Below are 21,662 nucleotides of genomic sequence, written 5' to 3' on the forward strand. Positions count from 1 at the left end.
GGTGTTCCCCTTCTTGGCGGTGAAAAGGTCCTACTTGATGCCGGTGTTCGCGACGCCGTCGACGAGGCGGCGCTGCGAGGCGAGGAAGACCGCGACGGTGGGCACGAGGGTGACCACGGACATGGCGAGCATCCCGCCGTAGCTCGATCCGCTCGCGCGGTCGACGAACGCGTTGAGCCCCAAGGGCGCGGTGTAGCGGGAGTGATCCGACAGGTACACCAGTTGACGCAGGAAGTCGTTGAACGTCCAGATGAACGTCAGGATCGTGGTGGTGATCAAGGCCGGCTTCAGCAGCGGGAGGATGATGCTGAAGAACACCCGCACGTGACCCGCGCCGTCCAGCGCGGCCGCCTCGTCCAGCTCCCGCGGGATGCCCCTGATGAACTGGACCATCAGGAAGATGAAGAAGGCGTCGTAGGCGAGCAGGTACGGCACCACCAGCGGGAGGAACGTGTTGATCCAGTTCAGTTGGTAGAAGATCGCGTACTGGGGGATGAGGGTCGCCTGGAAGGGCAGCATCATCGTTCCCAGCATCAGGGCGAACCAGAACTTCCGGAAGGCGAAGTCGAGGCGGGCGAACGCGTACGCCGCCACCGAGCAGGACGCCACGTTGGCGATCACGGTGCAGATCGAGACCGTCAGCGAGTTGCTCAGGTAGGTGGTGAACGACGTGCCGGTCGCCGTCCAGCCGCTCACGTAGTTGGCGAAGGTGACGGCCAGCGGCAGCGGGTTCATCGTGGTGAAGATCTGGTTCTCCGGCTTGAACGACGCGCCGACCAGCCACACCATCGGATAGATCATCGCTACCAGCACGAGCAGCAGCAGGGCGTGCGCGCGCCAATGGTTCTTCCTAGTCCGCATAGTTCACCCACTTGCGGGCCGACCAGAAGTACACCGCGGTGAAGAGTCCGATCACGGCGAAGAGCACCCACGCCATCGCGGAGGCGTAACCCATCTGCATGCTGCCGAATCCCTTGAGGTACAGGTAGAGCGTGTAGAGCAGGGTCGAGTCGATCGGACCGCCCTGTCCGCCGGAGACCACGTAGGCGGGTGTGAACGTCTGGAAGGCGTTGATCGTCTCCAGCACCAGGTTGAAGAACACCATGGGGGACAGCAGCGGCAGCGTGATCCGGAAGAACGTCGTGGCGCGGCCGGCGCCGTCGATCGCCGCGGCTTCGTAGAGGTCCTGGGGCAGCTGCTTGAGCCCGGCCAGGAAGATCAGCATCGGCGTGCCGAACTGCCAGGCGGACAGCGCCACCAACGTCCAGATCGCGTAGCGCGGATCACCGATCCAGTCGGCGCCCTGGATGCCGAAGATCCCGAGGAGCTGGTTGAGCAGCCCTTCACGCGAGAAGATCTGCCGCCACATGACCGAGACCGCGACGCTCGCGCCCAGCAGTGACGGGAGGTAGAACGTCGCCCGGTAGAAGCCGAGCGCTTTCAGGCCGCGGTTGAGTGCGAGGGCGACGAGCAACGCCGCGGCGAGCTTGAGCGGTACAGAGGTCACCACGTACAGCAGGGTCACCTTGACCGACTGGACGAAGCGCTCGTCGGAGAACAACCGGACGTAGTTCTCGAGACCGGTCCACTGTGGAGCCGTGAGCAGGTTGAACTTCGTGAACGACAGGTACAGCGAGTACGCCATCGGGATCAGCGTGAACGCGAACAGGCCTGTCAGCCACGGCGCCAGGAACGCGTAACCCGCGACGTTGTGCTTGTGCCGCTTGCGTTTGTGTCGCAACGGCGGTGGTGCCTGATCGGCAGCCGGCGGGTCGAGAACGGCAACGCCGCTGTTCTCCGGCATGTGTCACTCCTGGGACGTCATCGTCGGACCTCGGGGTCTTCTGGATCGATGCCACGCACGGCGCGGTTCCGGTGGTCCGTCCCAGGGATCTGGAAAGCGCTTTCCGGACTGTAGGAACCGAGTGTTCGTCTGTCAAGAAGATCAATGGGAAACCTTGTTGTCCAAGGAGGTCCGCGCAAGTTGTGTCTTGACGCCGACCGGGTGAACAAGTTTATTTTTGAACCAACAAGGCGGGTCCCAGCCGCGACGTCCACGGAAATGAAGGGGAGGACAACGCTCCGGCCACGCACGCCCACCCGCATCGATGATCTTGGGCGAGCGCCCCGCAAGGAGTACCCATGACCGCCGCCGCGGTGTACCTGCCGAGCCAGCACGCCAGCGTGCACGATCTGCCCGACAGCGAGGAGCAGTTGAGGAAGGTGCTCCTCGACGCGGTGTCCGCCGCTGTCGGCCGGCAACGGCCGGACGGCAATCTCGAGGATCCGGCCGCGTTCGACGACATCGGTGACATGGCACTGGGTGTGGTTTCTCTGCTGTGCCTGGCCTGGCATCGTGGTGATCGTCGCGATCGTGAGCTGCGGGACGCCGCCCGAAGGGGTCTCGACTTCGTGCTGCACGAACGGGTCTTCCGTTCCGACAATCCGGGCGAACCGTTCCTGCTCGTCCGTGACAGCGGCGTGCCCTACGCCCGCTACGTGATCGAGGCGGGTGACCATCCCTTCGGGGACTGGCCGAGCACCGTGTGGGCGTTGTTGCACGCGGTCAACGTGCTCGAGTTCGGCCGCGAGGTGATCACCGAGGCCCAGTGGGCGTCGCTCGCGGACGTGGCGGCGGGCTACTGGCGATGGTTGACCGACATCAGCATGTTCAATCCCCAGCAGACGGCGAACCAGGCGATCGGTGCCGTCGTGGCCGGTCTCACGCTGGGGCGTCTGCTGTCCGAGAAGTCCGTCGTGGACGAAGCGATGTTCCTCTACCACAGCGAGATCAGGTCGAAGCGCGTTGTCGACCGCGGTCTGCGGTTGCCGGTGGAGCACGGCGCCGGGCACGACCAGAACTACCTGCCGATCTCGCTGACGTTCCTGGCCAGGGCGTACCAGGTGAGCGGCGAGCAGTGCTTCCTGGACGACGGCGACGAGATCGCCCGGCACCTGGAGTCGCGGCTGTCGGCCAGGGGCTTCGACTACGGCGGACCTCGTTACAGCGAACAGCACTGCGGGTGTGAGGGCATGCTCGGGCTGCGGTTCTTCAGCGGCCGCGTCCAGGCCGAGCTCGGCCGCTATCTCGGTGATCGTCGGGTGGCTCACTTCTGCGCGGCCACGCCCGGTGTGCCGAGCGGACATTTCGCCTTCGCCACCGTGTGGTTCTTCCTCGACGACCACACGTGGTACCGGCGGCAGGCCAAATCGCCCGTCCACACCCGCTACTCGCTGCGGCACGGGAAGGTGTCGGTGTCCTTGACCGGCGCCCTGACCCCGTACCTGATCGATGCGGGTGACACCGCGGTGATCGAGTCCGTGGTGGACCACCAGCACGGCATCGGACCACTGGTGCGCCAGACCGACGGCAGGAGGACCCTGCTCACCCGGCCACTCGGTCCCGTCCGCGTCCGCGACCTGGCAGAAGGGGGACTGGGCGCGAAGCTGGTGACCAAGGCGGTGGTGACCTGGGACCAGGTCATGCTCCCCGTGCAGCAGTTGTACGTCACCGACGGCGAGAGGCTGCATCTGATCGCCGTGCTCGACCGCTCCGCACTGCCGACCGGCGCCGAGCTGAGCTTTCTCGCTGGACTTCCCTACGCGACTGGAGAAGAGGACCGGCAACGCAGGATCCGGACCGTCAGCGAGCCGGGCGGAGACCCGTTCGATCTGGCTGAGGCGTGGAGGACCTTCGTCGCCGGTGGGGCGTTGCTCGCAGGCGGGCTCGCGTTGAGCTCGGCCGGAGAGCTGCGGGTGGAGAACCCGCCGGACGGCCCGGCGTACTTCAACAGCACGAGGACCGCGAGGATGACCCAGGAGCAGTTGTCGTTCTGGCTCGGCGACGATCCGCGGGGCTACGGCGACCCGGACGCCGGCTGGCGCCGTGTCATCGCGACCAACCAGGTGCTGGCGGACCCGATCACCGACGCGCCGCGCGGACGGGTGGTCTTCGCCCTGTGTTACGGAGCCGAGCCCGTGGCGTTGGAGGCGTCCGCGGAGGAGGTCGCGGACGGTCTTCGAGTGCGCACACCGTTCTTCACGGCGCTCGTCGGTCATCCTTCCGGCGACGTGTCCGGCGAGCCGGTGTTGCGGCTCGCCCCTGCCTAACCTGTTAACGTTCACATCACCTCGATTCGAGCCCTGACGCGTTCCGTTGCGTATTGTGCATCAAAATCCCCGTGCCGCCACACGTGTCCGCGAAGGACTGTTGGGAGCGTTAACATGACCAGCGCCAGTGGGTTCGACCGCAGAACCCTGCTGCGGCGAACCGCGATGTTGTCCGCCGGGCTGCTCCTCGGCCCCACCGCTCTGGACCGGGCGTTCGCGGCAGAAGCCGCCACGTTGCCGACGGGCGCGGTGCCGTTCGTGGACTCCTATCGGACCAACGTGCTCGCCAACCTCACGCCCGAGACCAACGCCGCGGTGCGCGTGCTGTCCGGGATGTCCGAGCTGTGGCGCACCGGAAGTGTCTGGGACAACGGAGTCGTGCTCAACCGCGACGTGCTCAAAGCCAACATCCGGTATTCCGCGCGGATCACGGGTACCCGGACCCTCGACGAGGCCAAGCGAGCGTTCATCGTGGACCGCCAGCACCAGAGCTACGGCGCCATCGGTGGTCTGGGGCCACTGGCCGAGCTGTACAAAGTCGGAGCCAAGGCCGTCACCGGCATCACCTCCGCGCCCGACGGCACTCCACCATCCACTGTGGACGACAAGCTGCCGGCGGACGCGCCGCCCGGATCAGCGCTCGGCGCCGGCTCGCCCGACTCCGCTCTGGGGCAGGTCGTGCTCCTGGTCAACACGCTGCGCGGGCCGTTCGCCTCCGGCAACCCGTCGAAGTACGCCTACCAGTACCCCCGGCCGTGGCGGCTGAGCCCGGAGAGCACCGTCAGCGCGACGGGTGCCATCGACGAGTTCGGTTACCCCGTCTACCGGTCCGACGTCGAAGTCGCCCCGCAGCTGGCGCGTCAGCGCAACCTCAGTCCCGTGGACGACGGCGGCTACCCGAGTGGGCACACGAACGCTCTGCACCTGGCCTGCCTGGCGCTCGCCTACGCGATCCCCGAACGCTTCCAGGAACTCGTGACCAGGGCGTTCGACCTGGCGGACACCCGGATCGTGGCCGGCATGCACTCTCCCACGGACGTCGTCGGCGGCCGGATCCTGGCCACCGCTCTCGCCGCGGCGACCCTCGCCGATCCGCAGCACGCCGCGCTGAAGGCCGCGGCCAGAACGCAGGCGAGCGAGTACTTCCGGCAGCGCGTGTCCGGCGACCTGGCCGCCTACGCGCGCTCAGCGGGCACCGACACCGATCCGTACGCCGACCGCGAGGCCAACTCGGCACTGGTGACTCCCCGGCTGACCTACGGGCTGTCCGGAAAACGGCGCCACGACCCGATGATCGTGCCGAAGGGCGCCGAGGTGCTGCTGGAAACCCGGCTTCCCTACCTCACCGCTTGTCAGCGACGTGAAGTCCTGCGCACCACCGCGCTCCCGTCCGGGCACGCACTGCTCGACGGTCCGGAGCAGTGGGGGAGGCTGAACCTCTTCGCGGCCGCGGACGGTTACGGCGCGTTCGACTCGGACGTGCGCGTCGACATGGACGAAAACCGCGGCGGCTTTCACGCCGCCGACGTCTGGCACAACACGATCGGTGGCCGGGGCGCGCTGATCAAGAGGGGGAGCGGCGCGCTCACGCTCGCCGGTGCCAACACCTACGTCGGTGGGACCCGCGTCGAGGGCGGCACGCTCGTGGCGGCGTCGATCTCGGCGCTGGGCCAGGGAGACGTGGACCTTCGCGCGGGAGAACTGCGCGTCACGAACGAGGTCCGGGTGAAGGGATACCGGCAGGGCGCGGGGGCCACCCTGTCGGTGACCCTGCGACCGGGCGGCCGCGCCGTGCTGACCTCGCGGCGCCCGATCTCCCTCGCTGTCGGCAGCACGCTGGAGGTCTCGCTGGAGAACGTCCGCGCCGGCGCCGTCGTGCCGGTGCTCGCCGCGCCGGCGTTGCTGGGCCGGTTCGCCCGGATCACCACGTCGGGAGGGAAAGGCCGGGTGGAGGCCGTGTACAGCCCGACCGGCCTTTCCGTGCGCGTCGTCGCTTCATCCGTATAGGGCGTGGATCGACCGCGAGGTCAGTTCGAGAAGGTCCACGAGGAAGTCAAGGAGCGTCTGGACACCGTGCCTGTCATCGGCCTGCCGCGCGTCGCCGGCGCTTTCGGCCTCGTTCATCAGAGGGTTCCGTCCGAAGTGGACGTGGCGCGGTGAGGCGCGCGGCCATCGTCGGCACCGGGGCGATCGCCACCTCCCACGCCGAGGCGTTGCGGTCGGCGGGAGATCGCGTCGAGCTCGTCGCGGTCGTGGACGTGGACATCGAGCGGGCTCAGGCGTTCGCCGCCACCTGGGGCGTGCGGCGTGCCTACGACAGCCTCGCGGCGGTGCTCGACGAGGAACGGCTGGACGTGGTGCACGTGTGCACCCCGCCGCGCCTGCACGTGCCGCAAGCGCTCGAGTGCCTCATGGCGGACGTGCACGTGCTCATGGAGAAGCCCCCGGCGTTGTCGCTGAGCGAGATGGACCTGCTGATAGCGGCGGAACGCGACTCGGCCGGGCGGGTCGCGACGGTGTTCCAGCACCGGTTCGGGCCCGCCGCGGTCCGCTTGCGGCGCATGATCGCGGACGGTGTGCTCGGCCGGTCGCTGGTGGCCAAGTGCGACACGCTCTGGTATCGCGGCGACGCCTACTTCGAGGTGCCCTGGCGTGGCACCTGGAACAGCGAGGGTGGAGGCCCGACGATGGGTCACGGCATCCACCAGTTCGACCTGCTGCTGTCGATTCTCGGTCCCTGGCAGGAGATCCGGGCAGTGGCGGCGAGACGTGCGCGGAACGTGCAGACCGAGGACGTCTCGATGGCACTGGTGACGTTCGCGGACGGCACGGTCGCCTCGGTCGTGAACTCCCTGTTGTCGCCCAGGGAGACGTCGGAACTGAGGCTCGACTTCGAGCACGCCACGGTCGAGCTCCAGCACCTCTACGGCTACACCGACGCGCACTGGACGGTCACGCCCGTTCCGGGCCACGACGAGGTCGTCACCCGGTGGCAGACGGGTCGGTCGGAGATCGTCAGCGACCACCGGTGCCAGCTCGCCGCGTTCCTCGACGCGCTGGACAGCGGTGTGGCGCCTCCCGTGACCCTGGCGGACACGAGGAACACCATGGAGTTCATCGCGTCGCTGTACGCCTCCGCGTTCACCGGCACCGTCGTGCGGGCCGGCCAGATCGGGCCGGACAGCCCGTTCTACGCGAGCATGGAAGGAAGCGGCGCCCCGTGGGCGAGCGCCCGGTGAGCATGCGGCAGGACGGCGAGGTGCTCGTCGTGGCCGCGGGTGACGTCGAGCTCTTCGAGTACGTGTACCGGCCGTCGATGCCCGCGTTCGAGGGCCCGAAGCCGTACCTGCACCCGGTGCGCACTCTCGCAGGTGATGTCGTGACGGCGTTCCGGCCGCACGATCACCGTTGGCACAAGGGCGTGCAGATGACCGCGACCGACGTGTCGGGGGAGAACTTCTGGGGTGGCAACACCTACGTTCGCGACCAGGGGTACGTGGCGCTGCCGAACGTCGGCACGATGAGGCACGAGGAGTTCGTCTTCGCCGAGGACGACGTGCGTTTCGCCGAACTGCTGTCGTGGTTCACGGAGGCCGGGCAGCACTGGGTTGACGAGACGCGCGAGTTCGCCGTGCGCGACGTGCTCGAGGACTCGTGGACGCTCGAGTTCACCACCTCCCTGACGAACGTGCGCTCGGAGCCGTTGGTGTTCGGCAGCCCGGTGACCAACGGCCGCGAACTCGCGGGCTACACCGGGTTCTTCTGGCGTGGCCCGCGGTCGTTCACCGGCGGTGAGGTGATAGCGGACGGTGGGGGAGCGGGGCAGGAGATGATGGGCCAGGCCGCGCGCTGGCTCGCGTTCGTCGGGCACCACGACGAGGTGGCCCGCTCGTCGACGTTGCTGTTCCTCGATCATCCGGGCAACAAGAGCACCCGTTGGTTCGTGCGCAGCACGCCGTTCGCCGCGGTCAACCCCTCGTTCGCGTTCCACGACACGGTCGAGCTGCCGCCCGGTGAGACGCTGAGCCTGCGCTACCGGCTGGTCGTCGCCACCGGCGACTGGGAGCGAGAACGGCTGGAGTCCTATGTGGAGGAACACCGGTGGTGACCTCGTTCCCCCGTACGGCTGAGAACCGCACTGGATCGATGTTCGACGAATTCGGCGAATTCGACAGCGCGGGTTAACGTGTCAATTCTTTCCGGGTGGGCTTTCTGTCAGGCAGGGGTTTCGCGTAACTAAGATGATCTGGTGAGTGTCGACTCGAATGATCCTCCGTCCTCCGGAAATCCCGCGAAGTTGTCGGCAGCAGTTGCCATTCGAGTCGTGGCGGAGCAGTTCGGTGCTCTGATCGGCCGTGCGCCGGAAACCGTTTCCGGGGCGCGAGCGTTGCCGGACGGCGGCTGGTCGCTGCTCGTCGACGTGCTGGAACTCGAACGTGTCCCGGCGACCACCAGCGTCATGGCGACCTATCGAGTCGACCTCGACGCGACCGGGGAGTTGTGCGGCTTCGAGCGTCTCAGGCGCTACACCCGTGGGACGACCGACATGTGACGGGATGGTTGCGACAGGTGGAAAACAGATCCAGTTCGCTCGCGGACACATTGGAACGCGTCCTGGACAAGGGCGTGGTGATAGTCGGGGACATTGCTGTTTGCGTGGTGGACATCGAGCTCCTCACGCTGCGGGTGCGGTTGTTCATCGCGTCCGCCCAGACCGCCAGGGAAATGGGGATGGATTGGTGGACGAACGATCCGTTCTTCACGCCGAAAGCGGTGACAGGTCCGGCGGAGATCACCGAACTGGCCGAGCAGAACGCCGGTCTGCGGGACCGGGTGGCGGACTTGGAACGGCTGCTCGAGGAGAGGCGGCGGTGAAGCTGGGCCTGTACGCCTACGCGATCACCAGGGACCATCTGGCAGAACTCCGCGGACCCAGGCTGATCAGGTACAGAGGCCTCGCGCTCGTCGTGGCTGACGTTGATCTCGGCCGGTTCGCCGGGCTCGAGTTCGACGAGCCCGCCGAGGACGGTGCACTGGCTGTGCTCGTTCGTGAGCACGACGCCGTCGTGCGTGCGGTGTTCGAGCGGGAACCAGTGCTACCGCTGCGATTCGGCACCGTCCTGGACGGCCCCGATGCCGCCGTGCGGCTGCTCGATGCCCGGCACGAGGAGGCGTCGGCCTGGCTGGGCCGCGTGGCCGGGCGGCGTGAGTGGGGCCTGCGAGTGCGCACCGCGGCGCACGAGCAGGTGGATCTGGACCGGGTCTCGGGAACGACCTACCTGGCACTGCGGCGCCAGCGACTCAACGCCGTGCGGGATGCACGCCGCGACGCCACGACGGTGCACGAGACGTTGGCCCGGATCACGGCCGAAAGCACGTGCCGCGACCAGTCCGGCGAGCTGCACCTCGAAGGGGCCTACCTGGTCGATGTCGCCGCGGAGGAGGACTTTCACGCGGAAGTCCGCCGGCTGACCGGGGAACTGGGGCTGTCGTTCGAGATCACCGGGCCGTGGCCGCCCTACTCGTTCACCAGGACGGAGCTGTCCGATGCCTGAGCCCGGGACCGCGAGCCTCGTCGACCTGCTCGACCGGGTGGTGCACCGGGGAGCGGTCGTGCGCGGTGACGTCGTCATCACGCTGGCGGGTGTCGAGCTCATCCGGCTCGACCTGCGACTGCTGCTGATCGGGCTCGGCAGCGCCCGGTGAGCGCCTCCGATGCGGGCCGGGGACTCGGCCGGATCGTCGTGGCGGTGCTGGAGATCGTGTGCGAACTGCTCGAGCGTCAGGCGCTGCGCCGGGTGGACGCGGGGACGTTGACCGACGAGGAGATCGAGAACCTCGGCCAGGCGCTGATCTCGTTGCAACGCCAGTTCGCCTCACTGCGCGAGGCACTCGGCGAGCCGGACACCCGGGGCGTGCGCTTGCCGGTGGACATCGCGAGCCTGCTCGACGAAGAGAGGACATCACCATGACCGCTCCCGCCGTCGCCAACTCAGGCGGCCTGGCCGACGTGTTGAACATCCTGCTGGACAAAGGACTCGTGATCGACGCGTCGATACGGGTCTCGCTGATCGGCATCGAGATCCTGGCGATCGAGATCAAGGTCGTGATCGCGAGCGTGGACACCTACATCCGCTACCTGGAAGCGATGCAACGGCTCGACGCGGCCCGCCGGGGCGGGGTCGCGCCCGCCCCCATGTCGCAGGGCATCGCCGGGACCTACGGGCTGTTGGCCTCCGCTGTTCCGGCCGTCGTCACCCAGACCGTGGTCACCCCGGAACCGGTTGCGGCTCCGGCCGCCGCCAAGCCCAAGCAGTGAGCCTGCGCCTGCACGCCGTCGTACGGGCGACGCACCGCCTGCCGGAGGACTCACCGTTCCGGCTGGTAGAGGTCGAAGGTCTCGCCGTCGTCGTCAGCGAGGTGGAGAGCGGCCGCGCGCCGACCGAGCAGGAAGCGACCACTTCACTGGCCGGCTTGTGCGCCCTGGTGCCCACCGGTCCCGTGCTCCCGTTGCGGATCGGGACCGCGGCGCCGGACGAGCCCTCCGCCCGTGCCGCCGCTCTCGCACTGACCGTGCCGGTCCTGCAGGGACATCTGGACCGGCTGGACGGACTTGCGGAGATGCACGTGCACCTGGTGTTCGACGAAGAGGTCGCGTTGCGCGAGGTGTACGACGAGGTTGCTCTCACCAGCCGCAACACCGACATGGCCGCGATCGTCGCACAGGGTGAGCAGATCGCCAGGAAGATCGTGGCGTGGCGCCGTGTCCAGGCCGATGCCTTGCTCGCACCGGTGACGGCGCTGGCCCGCGAGGTCGCGCTCATCGATGCTTCCGGGCACACCGAAGAACGTCGTGCGTTTCTGGTGCCGCTGGAGCAGGTCGAAGACGTGCGTGCCGCCGTCTCCGCTGTCGAGAGCGTCACGGCGACCTGCGTCGGCCCGTTGCCCGCGTTCCACTTCCTCGGCCCGGCGACACCCTTGGCGCGTCAGGACAGCAGGCCCACCTCGCGCTGGGGTTGGTGAGACCGCGCCCACGCCACGGTCTCCCTTCGTTCGTCGAACGTGACATCGGTGCGTTGCGGCAGCGCCCCCGCCACAGCTCTGATCCATTCAAGTGATGGTGTAACAACCGACTCGCTTTTTCGCCGGAGGCGGAACGTTTCCCATGACCTCCGGGCCCGCCTGCCCGGCAGACGCATCCATTGTGGAACCAGTGCGGAGACGTTGCCGAAACATTTTTCGGCTGACACAGTGCTAAGAGGCGTACTCGCCGAGTCGGCAGGCGAGCCGCCGCGTCCTTTGTGGATGGTGCCTGCTCCGCCGCCTCCCGACAGACCGATCAGCTCTCGCGTGAGGATGTGAGGAACCGACAACGCGTTTCGCAGGACTGGTCATGCCTGCGGTGCCGGTCTGCTGACGTAGACGCGCGGCACAGGTGGAGAACGGCCCGTACGGCAGCTTTCGGTACTGATAGCGAACTCTGAGCACCGAGCACTACCAGGCACCAGGCGGACTTCTCTGCGGTCAGCCGGCGCCTCATCCCCGCGGTTCCACCATCGACCCCTTGCCCGACCCGCCTGCCGCCCTCCCCGCCAGCGGCAACCAGTCCCCGGCCGCCTCGTCCACTGCCGGGACACCGGAGAAGGTCCTGGATGCCCGGGACCGCTCCGCCGCGATGTGACCACGCCGTCCTTCGCCTGCCCCACTGTCCGGCCGCCGCACTGACCGGTCGTCGCCATCCGGCTCGGCCCAGACGCAACCCTGCCCGACCGTTGGAGGTCTCAGTGCCGACGAAGAAGTTCCTCTCGGTGATCGCGTCCTGCGCGATCACCGCGTCCGTCATGGCCTTGCCCGGTGCGGCCGCCGCCGGCACCCCGGTTCCCATCGCCGCTGCCGCCGACCTCGGTCACACCCACGATGACCACGCTCACGCCGAGGGCACGGCTCTGCACTCGCATGGGCCGTCGGCTGCGGAACGTTGTCGCCGTGCCGATGAGTTCGCGCCCGAGCCCGGCCTGGGCGACCGTGTGTGCGCGATGGGCAACGGCCAGTTCAAGGTGCGCACGGCGCACGGCGACATGGTGACCCACATCGATGCCCCGCTGGCCAAGGACAAGGGCGTTCGGGACGCGGTGGGCTCGTCGGCGATCACGCCCCTGGCCGCGCGTTCTCATCACTGCGCTTCGGACTCGTACCGGATCCAGCTGGTCTACATGATCCCCGCCGGTGCGCCCGACGCGTCGGCGACGATGGTCCCGCTGATCAGGCAGCACTTCACCCAGTCCAACGCGATGGTGTCGAACCGCGCCGCGGAGTACGGCGGTGACCTGTCGCTGCGCGTCGCGTGCGACGCTTCGGGCCAGCCCGCCGTCCGCGTCCTGCGCAGCAGCCACAACAACAGCGACATCGGTGCGATCGACAGTGAGATCGCGCGTCAGGGTCAGCGGATCACCGGTCAGGACAACGTCGTGTACTGGGGTGACGGTGGTTGCGGAGGCGGCGTCGCCTACGGCAGCGGCGACACCCGGCCCGGTGTGGAGAACGCCGTGAACAACGCGCCCGGCATCGCGGTGGTCTACGGCCGGTGCCCCTTCACCTACATGTTGCACGAGCAGGGGCACTCGATGGGCGCCGTGCTCCCGAACACCCCCAACGGCTCGGGCGCCGGTCACTGCAACGACGACGCCGACGTCATGTGCTACAAGGACGGCGGTCCCCGTTCGGGCAACTACCGCTCGAACGTGTGCCCGTCCCCGAACGGGAACCTGGACTACTACTGGGACTGCAACGTCAACGACTACTTCCACCCCAACCCGCCGGCCGGGTCGTTCCTCGCGACGAACTGGAACCTCGCGCGTTGTTCCAATCGAATGGTGTACCGCCCCAACTGTGGCGTGACCGGAACGACCGCGCGGGCGGTTTCATCGATCACCGGAACCGTTCCTGACCCCGACCCCGTTCGGGAGTGATCTCCGTCCGTTCCGAACGGCGCTCCAGAGGAACATCGGGCCATCGTTCACAAGCCCATGTAGCTGCGGTACCTGAGCAGCACCCGGTCCACCAACGGGCCCGCGGCGCCGGTGTAGCGAGCCGGGTCGAGGAGGTCGTCCAGGTCGAGGCCGGCCAACTCCGGGAGTGTGCGCAGGACGTCGCCGAACGTCGATCCCTCCGTGGTGGAAGCCTGGGCGATCAACGCCTTGGCCCGCGCCTTGCCCAGTTCGGGTGTCAGCGCCACCGCCAGCCGTTCGGCGACGATGGCGCCGTGGGTCAGGTGAACGTTGGCCCGCATCCGGTCCGCGTGCACCTCCAGGCCCTCGACCAGTTCCGCCGCGGTGAACGCCGCACCGCCCGCCAGCCGCAGCGCCTCGCGCAGTGCCTGCCACTCGCTGTGCCAGGCGCCGGCCGGCCGTTCGTCCTCGGCGATCATCGACTGCACCAGCACCAGTGCGAGGGCGGGGACCTGCCGAGCGGCGGACACGATCAGCGTGGCCAGTACCGGATTCCGCTTCTGCGGCATGGCGGACGACGCGCCCCTGCCGGTGGCAGCGGGTTCGGCGACCTCGCCGATCTCGGTGCGGGAGAGGGTCAGCACGTCCACCGCGATCTTGCCGAGCGCCCCGGTGACGAAGCTGAGCAGCGCGGCCAGGTCCGCGATCGGGGTGCGCACGGTGTGCCACGGCAGGACCGGTTCGGCCAGGCCCAGTTCCTCGGCGAAAGGGGCGAGCAACTCCACACCGTCGAACGTCTGCCTGCCGAACTCGCGATAGGCGGCCAGGGTTCCCGCCGCGCCTCCCAGCGACGCCGGCAGGCCCGCGCACGCCACGGATCGGACCTTGGCCAGTGAGTCCAGCGCCAGTTGCAGCCAGCCCGCCGCTTTCAGGCCGAACGTGGTGGGGACGGCGTGCTGGGCCAGCGTGCGTCCTGCCATGAGCGTGTCGCGGTGCTCCTCGGCCATCGCGGCGAGTGCCTCGGCCACCCGGCTCAGGTCGCCGTCGATCTGGGCCAGCACTCGGCGGGCGATCAGCATGGCGGCGGAGTCGAGCACGTCCTGGCTGGTGGAGCCGCGATGCACATATTCGGCGGCCTCCGGGTCCACGGCGGCCACCAGCGCGGTGAACGCCGGGACCAGCGCCACCACGGGGTTGGCCGACGCGCGTGCGGCCCGTGCCAGCGCGACGACGTCGAGACCGCCCGCCTCGGCCGCCTTGGTGATCACCTCGGCGTGCGCGGCGGGCATCAGGCCCAGCCGGGCTTGGCTGCGGGCCAGTGCCGCCTCCACCTCGAGCATCGCGCTCAGCCACGCCTCGTCGCACGTGACGGCCTCGACCGGTGTGCCTGCCCACGTGGGGGCGAGAAGCCCGGAATCGGTGCGGCTCAAGCGTTCACGCTCCTGTGTCTGGTGTGGACGGTCAGCACTGCCCTGGCGATGGCGTCGGAGTCCTCCAACGTCACCGAGCCGACGCCCGGACGGATACCCGCCGCCGTCACCCAGTGCACGCCCTCGGTGGGCACACCGAACGCGAACCTGGCCGGGTGCGCCAGACCCGCGCGGTCGAGCAGCCGGTACGGGCGTTCGGTCACGGCCAGGCCGCCGCTCTCGTAACCGCCGACGTGGTACGGCCGGGACTGGCCGGTGGTGAGCAGGTAGCGCAGCAGCGGGTTGGCGCTGCGCCGCAGATCGATCTCCGGCAGCCGGGCCTCGATGAGGCCGCGGCAGCGGACGGGCGGGCCCGGGACCGACCGCGAGTCGACCAGGAACACGGCCTCCTTGGTGCAGCGGCGGATCCGGATCCGCGGCCCGACCACGTGCAGCACACCCGCCTCGACCAGCGCGATCATCTCCTCGATCCGCCGCACCGGCGGGCCGATCGAGGTGAACGCGTTGAGCGGGTTGTACCAGCCCTCCAGTTCGTGCCGGTAGGAGTCGCCGCTGATCCCGCTGTGGTCCACCACGAGACGGATCTCGTTGCGCAGATCCCGCAGCACGTCCAGAGCGGACTTGAGCGGGCTGGACAGGTTGCCGAGCCTCGCCTCCCGCACGTCGCGGCGCAGGTGGTCGAGCAGCCACCCGCGGAACTCGGCGTGGTCCGCGAACGCCCGATCGCCCTGCGGTCGCTCGATGCTGTCCCAGTCCCACCGCTCGGTGACCCCGTACCGGTTCAGCACACGGTCGTCGTCGTCCGGGATGCCCTGCACGAACGACTGGAGGAACGCTCTCGACGCCGCGTCGCCGCGCCGGGACCTGACGACCAGACCGTAGTAGACGGCCCGGACCTCTCGATCCACCAGCGGCCACACCGCGTCGCGGAAGGCCACCGGCTCGCCGGACTCGGCGCGCTTGCGCAGGCTCGCGATGACCATCTCGGTGAGGAAGTACGGGTGGTGCCTGCCGTGCGCGCCCTTCTGGTTCTCGCCGCGCGCGTGGTACGGCATGCCGCGCCGGGAACCCACGTGCAGCACCGGTTCCCGGCCGGACGGGAGGTAGCGGAGGCCTCCCTCGACCTGGTCGAACGTGCCGCCACGGCCGACGGTGAGCAGCGCCATGTAGTCGAAGAAGTTGAGGCCGACGCCACGCACCGCGACAGGTGTGCCCGGCCCGATCCCGCTCAGGTCGACGTCGGCGGGGTTGCCGGGCTCGACGTGGCTCAGCCTGTGCCGCAACGCGAACCGGCGGTTCTCGTCCTGCTCGCGGTCGCGCGCGAGCGGACCGTGGCCGAGGGCCAGCACGACCGCGTCCAGACCGGTCAGGGAGCGACCGTCGAGCAGCGTCACGGTCTGCTGCCCGCCGGCGTCGTCGTCCACGGCGACCGCTGTGCCGGTGTGCACGACGACACTGATCGACTCCGGTGCCGTGGTGACCAGCCGGTGGAACACCCAGGCGAGGTAGTGGCCGTAGAACGCCCTGGTCGGGTAGTCGTCCGGCCCCAGTGAGCGGGCCAGGTCCGGATCAAGCCCGGATGATCCAGGCCAGTCGGCCTCGCCGGCCGCGGCCATCCGCGCCCACTCGTACAGGCTGGGCCCCGGCAGCACGGGCCCTTCGCACGGCACGCTGTCGTCGGTGAACAGGCTGATCTGCGAGGAGACCGTGTTCATCAGCAGGTGGCCGGACTGGCGAGTGCGCCAGACCCCGCCCGGACCTGGCGGGAAAGGATCCACGACGTGCACCTCGACCGCGCGGCCACCGGCGTTGGCACAGATCCGTTCCAGCACAGAGGTTCCCCGCGGCCCGGCTCCGACCAGGCAGATCCGCAGAGCACTCATCCCGAGGCCAGGCCGTGGCGCCAGGACACCGTCGGCTTCCAGCCCAGCTCCGCACGCGCCCGGTCCGTGCACGCGCCGCGCATGGCGGTGAGCTGGTAGTTCGTGAACCACCCCAACACCTTCTCGGCCATGCTGGACGGGAGCGTGCGTGGTGCCGGAGCACCCAGCAGACGGGCGTACTCGGGCAGCCACGTCGCACCCTCCGCCGGTTCGTCGTCGGCGATGTTGAACACGCCGGTGGCGTCACTGTCCACAGCGGACAGGGCGGCCAGCGCGGCGTCCTGGACGTGCAGGAACGACGTCACGCCCGCGGCGGCCTCCGGGATCGGCATCTTGCCCCTGCCGACCCTGGCGCCGAACGGGCCCGCGGGGTCGTACTGGGTCCGCGCGCCGAACAGCGTGCCGTAGCGCAGGACCGTGCCCGCGATGTCCGGTGTGCCCAGCACCAGCCGTTCCAGCTCGGCCACGGCCTGCACGGTCCTCGACCACGACGGGTCCGGCGCGGTCAGGTACAGCGGCGCGTCCTCCGGCAGGACGGGGTCGCCGAGCGGGGCGGTGGCGAAGGAGATGCTCTGCACCACCAGCTTGGGGGCACCGACCTCCCTGGCCGACATGATCAGGTTCGCGGTGCCCTCGGTGCGCAGCCGTGCCGTGGTCTCCCACGCTTCCGCGCTCATCCGGCGCAGCGAGGTCAGCTGGTGCACCACGACTTCCGGCCGGGCAACGCGCAACGCGTCGCGCACGGCCACCGGGTCCAGCGCGTCCGCGACGACGGCGTCGGCGTCCACGGCAGTCGACTCGGCGCGCACGAGCGCGGTCACGTGATGGCCCCTGGCCCGCAGCAGCGGGAGCAGCGCGGACCCGATGACTCCGGTGGCCCCTGCGACGAGGATCCTCATGACGGGGCTCCTTCCGGCGCGACGCGGATCAGCAGCCGGCACGCCGGGTCGCCGAACCGCAGGCACGCGGTCGAGCAACTCTCCGCGAGCACCACGCCCAGTCCGTCCGACCACCCGGCGTGCACCTCGGTGCACGGGCACTCGTACCCCTCCAGCGAGCCCGCCATCCGGACCATGGTGACCGCGAAGTTCTGCCGCATGACGACCTCGATCGCGCCCTCGTCGAGCACCATCGCCTGGAGGTCCCGCAGCTCGCGCGGGAACGTCCTGTCCGCGCACATCTCGTAGCGCTGCCGCAGTTCCTCCATGTCCCGCGCGGGTTTCCCGCCGAACTGGCGCGCGACCTTCCGGCCGATGCCGGTCGCCACGAACCGCAGCGCCTCCGCGTTGATCTCGTTCGCGACGGCGGGCCCGAACCGCTTCGCCACCCCCTGGTACCAGCGGGCGTCGTGCAGCCACCACGAGCGGTAGACATCCATCAGATCCGCGCGAGTCGTGGTGTCGGCCTCGTTGATCGTGGTCATCCGCGTCCTCCGGTGAGCTGTTCCCGGAAGCGTTCGCGCATGAGCCGCTTGAGCACCTTGCCGGTCGCACCCTTGATCACGTCGGCCGCGTCCATCCGCAGCGCCCGCGTGACCGGTGGGAAACCCTTGGCACGCAACGCCTCGTTGGCCAGCTCCGTCCACTTGGCATCGTCCGGGCCGCCATCCGCGACCTGAAGGAGCGCGTACGCGTCCGCCACGCCGTCGCCCTCCCAGTCCGCCCGTACCCCCTCCGGCGCCACGCCGACCACCGTGCAGTCGGCCAGTTCGGGGAGTTCGGCCAGCAGCAGCTCCTCCGTGCGAGTGCTGAAGACGATGCCGTCACGCGTTCGGATCGCGTCCGGCACACGATCGAGGTGGTAGAAGTTGCCCTCCTCGTCCCGCATGGCCAGGTCGCCGGTCAGCCAGTAGCCGCCGAGCCGCAGTCGGTAGAACGTCAGCGAGTCGTTCCAGTAGCCCGGTGTCAGCGTGGGGGAGTGCACGCCGAGCCTGCCGACGACCCCGGCCGGCAGCGGCTGCCCGTCCTCGGACAGCACGGCGGCGTCGGCGAAGCTGATCGGCTTGCCGATGCAACGGCCGTAGGTGGAACTTCCCTTCCTGTGGCCGATGTGGAACATCGAGTAGCCGGCTTCCGACGAGCCGAGGCCGTCGGTGAACACCGAGCCCGGCATCCGGACGCGTTGGAAGTCCTCGTTCACGGTCATGTGGCTGCCCTGAGTGACCAGTTCGCGCACGTACGACTCGTGGATCGCGTCCCCGGTGTTGTACCAGGCCTCCACGCTCTCCAGGTCGCGCGCGGCCAGGTCCTCGGCGACGATCTCGCCATACGTCCCGGCGAACGCGAAGACGGTCGTGGGCCGGAACTCCTCGATCGCGTCCAGCACGTCGACGCCGCGCTGACTGGACTGCAGCGCCACCGGCGCGCGCAGCAGGAGGCCGAACAGCAGCACCGACACCGCCGCGTTGTGCGAGCCCGGCATCGCCACGAGCAGCCTGCCCATCGCGTCGCCGACCGACAGCTTCAGCCGGTACAACTGGGCGTACAGCAGGGTTTCGTGGGTGTGCGGCACGCCTTTCGGCATCCCCGTCGTGCCGGACGAGTGCGAGATGATGATCGGGTCGGTGCGGTGGTGCCGGTACGGGTAGCCGGCCGGCAGCGGCCCCGCCGCGGTGATGTCCGCCGCGGTGACGAGGAACCCGAGGTCCAGGTCGCCGTCGGCCAGTGTCCCGGCGTGCTCGTCGTCGGCCACCGCGCCGACCACTCGCTGACGGCGGACGTACTCGCGGGCGATCTCGGGCCGCAGGTTCCCGTTGACCAGCGACGGGATCGCGCCCAGCGACGTCAGCGCCAGGTAGTTGACCGCGAACTCGGTGCTGGAGCGGGTCTGGACGGCCACGATGTCACGTGGCCGCACGCCCTGGGCGTGAAACCACGACGCGTAGACCTCGACGGCGGCGTGCAGGTCACCGAGCGTCAGCACCGCGGGGTGGCTGCCGTCGGGCGCCCGCCACGTGCCGTCGGTCCACAGGACCTCCTCGTCCATGGACCTCCCGTAGGCCTTCAACCGGTGGATCACGTTGCCCGCGCCGAGCGTCGTGTCCGCCAGGACCTGTGCGCGTTCCGCTTTGCTGATCACGGTGTCGTCCCCTTCGTCTCGGCCAGCCCTCGGAGGTCCAGCCCACCTGGCTCGCACGGAGCGCTGTCGCGGTCGATCAGCACGGCGACCGCGAAGTCCTCGTGGGGCTGCTCCAGCCCCAGTTCCCGGCAGACCGCGGTGGTGCGGTCGCTCCCGGCCAGTTCGACGCCGACGACCAGCACCCGGTCCAGTTCCTCGTCGTCCAGCAGGACGTCCGCCGTGTCGAGGAGCGCCGAGCCGAGGTCGGTGAGCGCGGACATCGCGACCAGCGGCCCGGTGATCCCGAACTCCTTGCTCAGGTAGCCGAGGATCGCGTTCGCGGTGGCCTGCATGAACAGCAGCGGGTTGCTCACCTGCCCGCCGATCATCAACCTGCTCGCCAGGTCCGTCGTGCCGGAGTCGCCGACCACGCTGCCCAGCAGCAGCGCGGTCCGCGCACCGTCGCCGGGACGTTCGGCCAGACAGCGCTGAGTGACGTCGTGGACCAGCGGGTTGAACGCGGACTCCACGAACCCCGGTACCGGGTCCGCCCGGTTGGCAGTGATCATCGTCGCTCCAGCACGAGTGCGGTGTTGACCCCGCCGAACGCCGCGTTGACGCTCAGCGCCCGGTGCAGTTCGGCGTCGCGGGCCTGGTTGGGCACGTAGTCGAGGTCGCACTCCGGGTCGGCCCTGGTGAAGTTCGCGGTCGGTGGCAGCACGCCGTCGGTGAGCGCCAGCAGGGTGATCACGAACTCCACGACCCCCGCGGCCTCCAGCATGTGCCCGGTCGCACCCTTCGTGGAGCTGACCGGGACCTGGTCGGCGCGCGTGCCGAACACCTGGCGCAGACCCCGGGTCTCGGCGGGATCGTTGAACCTGGTGGCCGTGCCGTGCGCGTTCACGTAGCCGATCCGCAGCCCGTCCGGGTCGTCCGCCCGCCGCAGCGCCCGCCGTGCCGACGCGGCCAGTCCGGCACCTTCCGGATGCGGCCGGGAGACGTGGTGCGCGTCCGAGGCGGCGCCCCAGCCCACGACCGCGGCGAGCGGCCGGCCACCCCGGCGTCGCACCGCCTCCGCCGACTCCAGCACCACGGTCGCGACGCCGTCGCCCAGAAGCATGCCGCCGCGGTCCGCGCTGAACGGCCGGACGAAGCCGTCACGCGACATCGCCCGCCCTGAGTCGAACTTGGCGAAGACCTCTTCCTCGACGAGGTACGCCCCCGCGCAGACGGCCGACTCCACCCTGCCGGACGCGATCAGCCCGCAGGCGTGGATGATCGCCGCCGCCGAGGCGACGCACGCGTTGGTGAACGCCAGCCGCCGCCCGCTCGCGCCGATCCGTGCGGCGAGCAGATGGGCTTGCCACGCGGGGACCGTGTCGGCCGCCTCGACGCCGGCCTCGCCGCGCCAGAACCGGGTCAGCTCCGCGAAGTCGCCCGACGTCCCGATCAGGACGGCCGTGTCGTCGCGGGCGGTGAAGCCGGCCATCTCCACGGCCTCGTCCGTGCAGTCGCCGAGCACGTCCCGCATCAGGTCGGGCTTGTCGCTCCCGTCCGTGGCGGCGAACGGCGTCCGGTACGGACCGGTGTCGAACCGCCTGGTGGGCGCGAACGACGGCGCGCCTCCGAACACTCCGCGGCGGAGGGCGCCGGCACCCTGACCGAACGCCGTCCGCACGCCGAACCCGGTGACCACCACCTCACCCATCGCCGGGTTCACCCGCCTGCACGCGGTTGAGGTAGTCGGTGATGCCGCGCAAGGAGCTGAACTCGGTGAGGTGCTCGTCCTCCGGCTCGACCACCAGGTCGTACCTGGTGCCGAGCTGGTGCAGGAACCACACCAGCCCCAACGAGTCCAGCGCCAGCTCCGCTTCCTCGTCGAGGTCGGCCGGCAGCTCCGGGAAGATCTTGGGGTCGGAGAGCAGCTCGCGCACGACCGCGGTCGTGATCTCCACGCGCGTGGTCATGCCGTGGCGCCCCGCTCCACTGTGACGGCGGTCAGCTCGGCCAGCGTCATCGAGCTGAGCGGCTCGATGTCGGTCTCCGGGAACTGCACGTTGAACCGTCGTTCGAGGCGCATGGTCAGCTCGATCAGGCTCAGCGAGTCCAGGTCGATCCCGCCGCTGCCCAGCGGGCTCTCGCCGTTCACCTGGCCGGGCTCGATCGGGTGGTTCATCTCCTCCACGACCGTGCTGAGGATGAAGTCGTGGATCGCCTTCTCCAGTGTCTGCATG

At 69.3% G+C, this 21,662-nt stretch carries 24 protein-coding genes; 13 read left to right on the forward strand and 11 right to left on the reverse strand.

Annotated features, from left to right (window positions below; genetic code table 11):
- Nucleotides 1–30: 30 nt before the first annotated feature.
- Both PV646_RS30840 and PV646_RS30845 read right to left on the reverse strand, forming a co-directional pair.
- Nucleotides 31–861: a carbohydrate ABC transporter permease gene (locus PV646_RS30840; protein WP_500345791.1), complete on the reverse strand. Its 831-nt coding sequence runs from the start codon at nucleotides 859–861 to the stop codon at nucleotides 31–33.
- Nucleotides 851–1,804 carry a carbohydrate ABC transporter permease gene (locus tag PV646_RS30845; protein ID WP_500345792.1) on the reverse strand — a complete coding sequence of 318 codons (954 nt, stop codon included), beginning with the start codon at nucleotides 1,802–1,804 and terminating at the stop codon, nucleotides 851–853. The genes PV646_RS30840 and PV646_RS30845 overlap by 11 nt, the downstream gene beginning before the upstream one ends.
- Nucleotides 1,805–2,142: 338 nt before the next feature.
- Here PV646_RS30845 and PV646_RS30850 point away from each other — a divergent pair, with 338 nt between their 5' ends.
- From PV646_RS30850 to PV646_RS30910, 13 genes are all read left to right on the forward strand, one after another.
- Entirely contained in the window at nucleotides 2,143–4,110 is a 1,968-nt protein-coding gene (locus tag PV646_RS30850; RefSeq protein WP_500345793.1) for a hypothetical protein, read from the forward strand.
- 114 nt (nucleotides 4,111–4,224) lie between these two features.
- Nucleotides 4,225–6,117, forward strand: a complete 1,893-nt coding sequence (locus PV646_RS30855) for a phosphatase PAP2 family protein (RefSeq protein WP_500345794.1) — start codon at nucleotides 4,225–4,227, stop codon at nucleotides 6,115–6,117.
- Between the two features lie 3 nt (nucleotides 6,118–6,120).
- The gene (locus PV646_RS30860; protein ID WP_500345795.1) at nucleotides 6,121–6,270 is read left to right on the forward strand and encodes a hypothetical protein; all 150 of its coding nucleotides are present in this window, start codon (nucleotides 6,121–6,123) and stop codon (nucleotides 6,268–6,270) included.
- Nucleotides 6,267–7,349 carry a Gfo/Idh/MocA family protein gene (locus tag PV646_RS30865; protein WP_500345796.1) on the forward strand — a complete coding sequence of 361 codons (1,083 nt, stop codon included), beginning with the start codon at nucleotides 6,267–6,269 and terminating at the stop codon, nucleotides 7,347–7,349. The genes PV646_RS30860 and PV646_RS30865 overlap by 4 nt, the downstream gene beginning before the upstream one ends.
- Nucleotides 7,350–7,351: 2 nt before the next feature.
- Nucleotides 7,352–8,218, forward strand: a complete 867-nt coding sequence (locus PV646_RS30870) for a DUF6807 domain-containing protein (RefSeq protein WP_500345881.1) — start codon at nucleotides 7,352–7,354, stop codon at nucleotides 8,216–8,218.
- 141 nt (nucleotides 8,219–8,359) lie between these two features.
- On the forward strand, nucleotides 8,360–8,662 hold the full coding sequence (locus PV646_RS30875; protein WP_500345797.1) for a gas vesicle protein GvpO: 303 nt from the start codon (nucleotides 8,360–8,362) through the stop codon (nucleotides 8,660–8,662).
- Between the two features lie 17 nt (nucleotides 8,663–8,679).
- Complete coding sequence (locus PV646_RS30880) at nucleotides 8,680–8,985, forward strand: gas vesicle protein (RefSeq protein ID WP_500345798.1); 306 nt, start codon at nucleotides 8,680–8,682, stop codon at nucleotides 8,983–8,985.
- Nucleotides 8,982–9,665: a GvpL/GvpF family gas vesicle protein gene (locus PV646_RS30885; RefSeq protein ID WP_500345799.1), complete on the forward strand. Its 684-nt coding sequence runs from the start codon at nucleotides 8,982–8,984 to the stop codon at nucleotides 9,663–9,665. The genes PV646_RS30880 and PV646_RS30885 overlap by 4 nt, the downstream gene beginning before the upstream one ends.
- Nucleotides 9,658–9,816: a gas vesicle protein GvpJ gene (gene gvpJ / locus PV646_RS30890; protein WP_500345800.1), complete on the forward strand. Its 159-nt coding sequence runs from the start codon at nucleotides 9,658–9,660 to the stop codon at nucleotides 9,814–9,816. Before PV646_RS30885 ends, gvpJ (PV646_RS30890) begins: the two co-directional genes overlap by 8 nt.
- Nucleotides 9,813–10,082, forward strand: coding sequence for a gas vesicle protein K (locus PV646_RS30895; protein ID WP_500345801.1), 270 nt, complete (start codon nucleotides 9,813–9,815; stop codon nucleotides 10,080–10,082). The genes gvpJ (PV646_RS30890) and PV646_RS30895 overlap by 4 nt, the downstream gene beginning before the upstream one ends.
- Nucleotides 10,079–10,429 (forward strand): gas vesicle protein GvpJ, encoded by a 351-nt coding sequence (gene gvpJ / locus PV646_RS30900; RefSeq protein ID WP_500345802.1) that lies wholly within the window; start codon nucleotides 10,079–10,081, stop codon nucleotides 10,427–10,429. The genes PV646_RS30895 and gvpJ (PV646_RS30900) overlap by 4 nt, the downstream gene beginning before the upstream one ends.
- Nucleotides 10,426–11,133, forward strand: a complete 708-nt coding sequence (locus PV646_RS30905; RefSeq protein ID WP_500345803.1) for a GvpL/GvpF family gas vesicle protein — start codon at nucleotides 10,426–10,428, stop codon at nucleotides 11,131–11,133. The genes gvpJ (PV646_RS30900) and PV646_RS30905 overlap by 4 nt, the downstream gene beginning before the upstream one ends.
- Nucleotides 11,134–11,894: 761 nt before the next feature.
- On the forward strand, nucleotides 11,895–13,079 hold the full coding sequence (locus tag PV646_RS30910) for a hypothetical protein (protein ID WP_500345804.1): 1,185 nt from the start codon (nucleotides 11,895–11,897) through the stop codon (nucleotides 13,077–13,079).
- A 47-nt stretch (nucleotides 13,080–13,126) separates the two neighbouring features.
- Here the strand turns inward: PV646_RS30910 and PV646_RS30915 are convergent, their stop codons facing one another.
- Genes PV646_RS30915 through PV646_RS30955 form a run of 9 tightly spaced genes read right to left on the reverse strand, consistent with a single transcriptional unit; the run spans nucleotide 13,127 to nucleotide 21,661 of the window.
- Entirely contained in the window at nucleotides 13,127–14,488 is a 1,362-nt protein-coding gene (locus PV646_RS30915) for a class-II fumarase/aspartase family protein (protein WP_500345805.1), read from the reverse strand.
- Nucleotides 14,485–16,371: an FAD/NAD(P)-binding protein gene (locus PV646_RS30920; protein WP_500345806.1), complete on the reverse strand. Its 1,887-nt coding sequence runs from the start codon at nucleotides 16,369–16,371 to the stop codon at nucleotides 14,485–14,487. Before PV646_RS30920 ends, PV646_RS30915 begins: the two co-directional genes overlap by 4 nt.
- Nucleotides 16,368–17,270, reverse strand: a complete 903-nt coding sequence (gene avaA7 / locus PV646_RS30925) for a 3-diazoavenalumate denitrifying reductase (RefSeq protein WP_500345807.1) — start codon at nucleotides 17,268–17,270, stop codon at nucleotides 16,368–16,370. The genes PV646_RS30920 and avaA7 overlap by 4 nt, the downstream gene beginning before the upstream one ends.
- A complete protein-coding gene (locus tag PV646_RS30930) occupies nucleotides 17,267–17,794 on the reverse strand; it encodes a hypothetical protein (RefSeq protein ID WP_500345808.1) in 528 nt (175 codons plus the stop codon). Before PV646_RS30930 ends, avaA7 begins: the two co-directional genes overlap by 4 nt.
- Nucleotides 17,791–19,449 carry a 3-aminoavenalumate diazotase gene (gene avaA6 / locus PV646_RS30935; protein WP_500345809.1) on the reverse strand — a complete coding sequence of 553 codons (1,659 nt, stop codon included), beginning with the start codon at nucleotides 19,447–19,449 and terminating at the stop codon, nucleotides 17,791–17,793. The genes PV646_RS30930 and avaA6 overlap by 4 nt, the downstream gene beginning before the upstream one ends.
- Nucleotides 19,446–19,997: a beta-ketoacyl synthase N-terminal-like domain-containing protein gene (locus PV646_RS30940; protein WP_500345810.1), complete on the reverse strand. Its 552-nt coding sequence runs from the start codon at nucleotides 19,995–19,997 to the stop codon at nucleotides 19,446–19,448. Before PV646_RS30940 ends, avaA6 begins: the two co-directional genes overlap by 4 nt.
- The gene (locus PV646_RS30945; RefSeq protein WP_500345811.1) at nucleotides 19,994–21,136 is read right to left on the reverse strand and encodes a beta-ketoacyl-[acyl-carrier-protein] synthase family protein; all 1,143 of its coding nucleotides are present in this window, start codon (nucleotides 21,134–21,136) and stop codon (nucleotides 19,994–19,996) included. The genes PV646_RS30940 and PV646_RS30945 overlap by 4 nt, the downstream gene beginning before the upstream one ends.
- Complete coding sequence (locus PV646_RS30950; protein WP_500345812.1) at nucleotides 21,129–21,395, reverse strand: acyl carrier protein; 267 nt, start codon at nucleotides 21,393–21,395, stop codon at nucleotides 21,129–21,131. Before PV646_RS30950 ends, PV646_RS30945 begins: the two co-directional genes overlap by 8 nt.
- On the reverse strand, nucleotides 21,392–21,661 hold the full coding sequence (locus PV646_RS30955) for an acyl carrier protein (RefSeq protein WP_500345813.1): 270 nt from the start codon (nucleotides 21,659–21,661) through the stop codon (nucleotides 21,392–21,394). Before PV646_RS30955 ends, PV646_RS30950 begins: the two co-directional genes overlap by 4 nt.
- Nucleotide 21,662: the final 1 nt, after the last annotated feature.

It is taken from the genome of Streptomyces sp. ID05-26A (assembly GCF_033794685.1).
Taxonomy (GTDB): Bacteria; Actinomycetota; Actinomycetes; order Mycobacteriales; family Pseudonocardiaceae; genus Lentzea.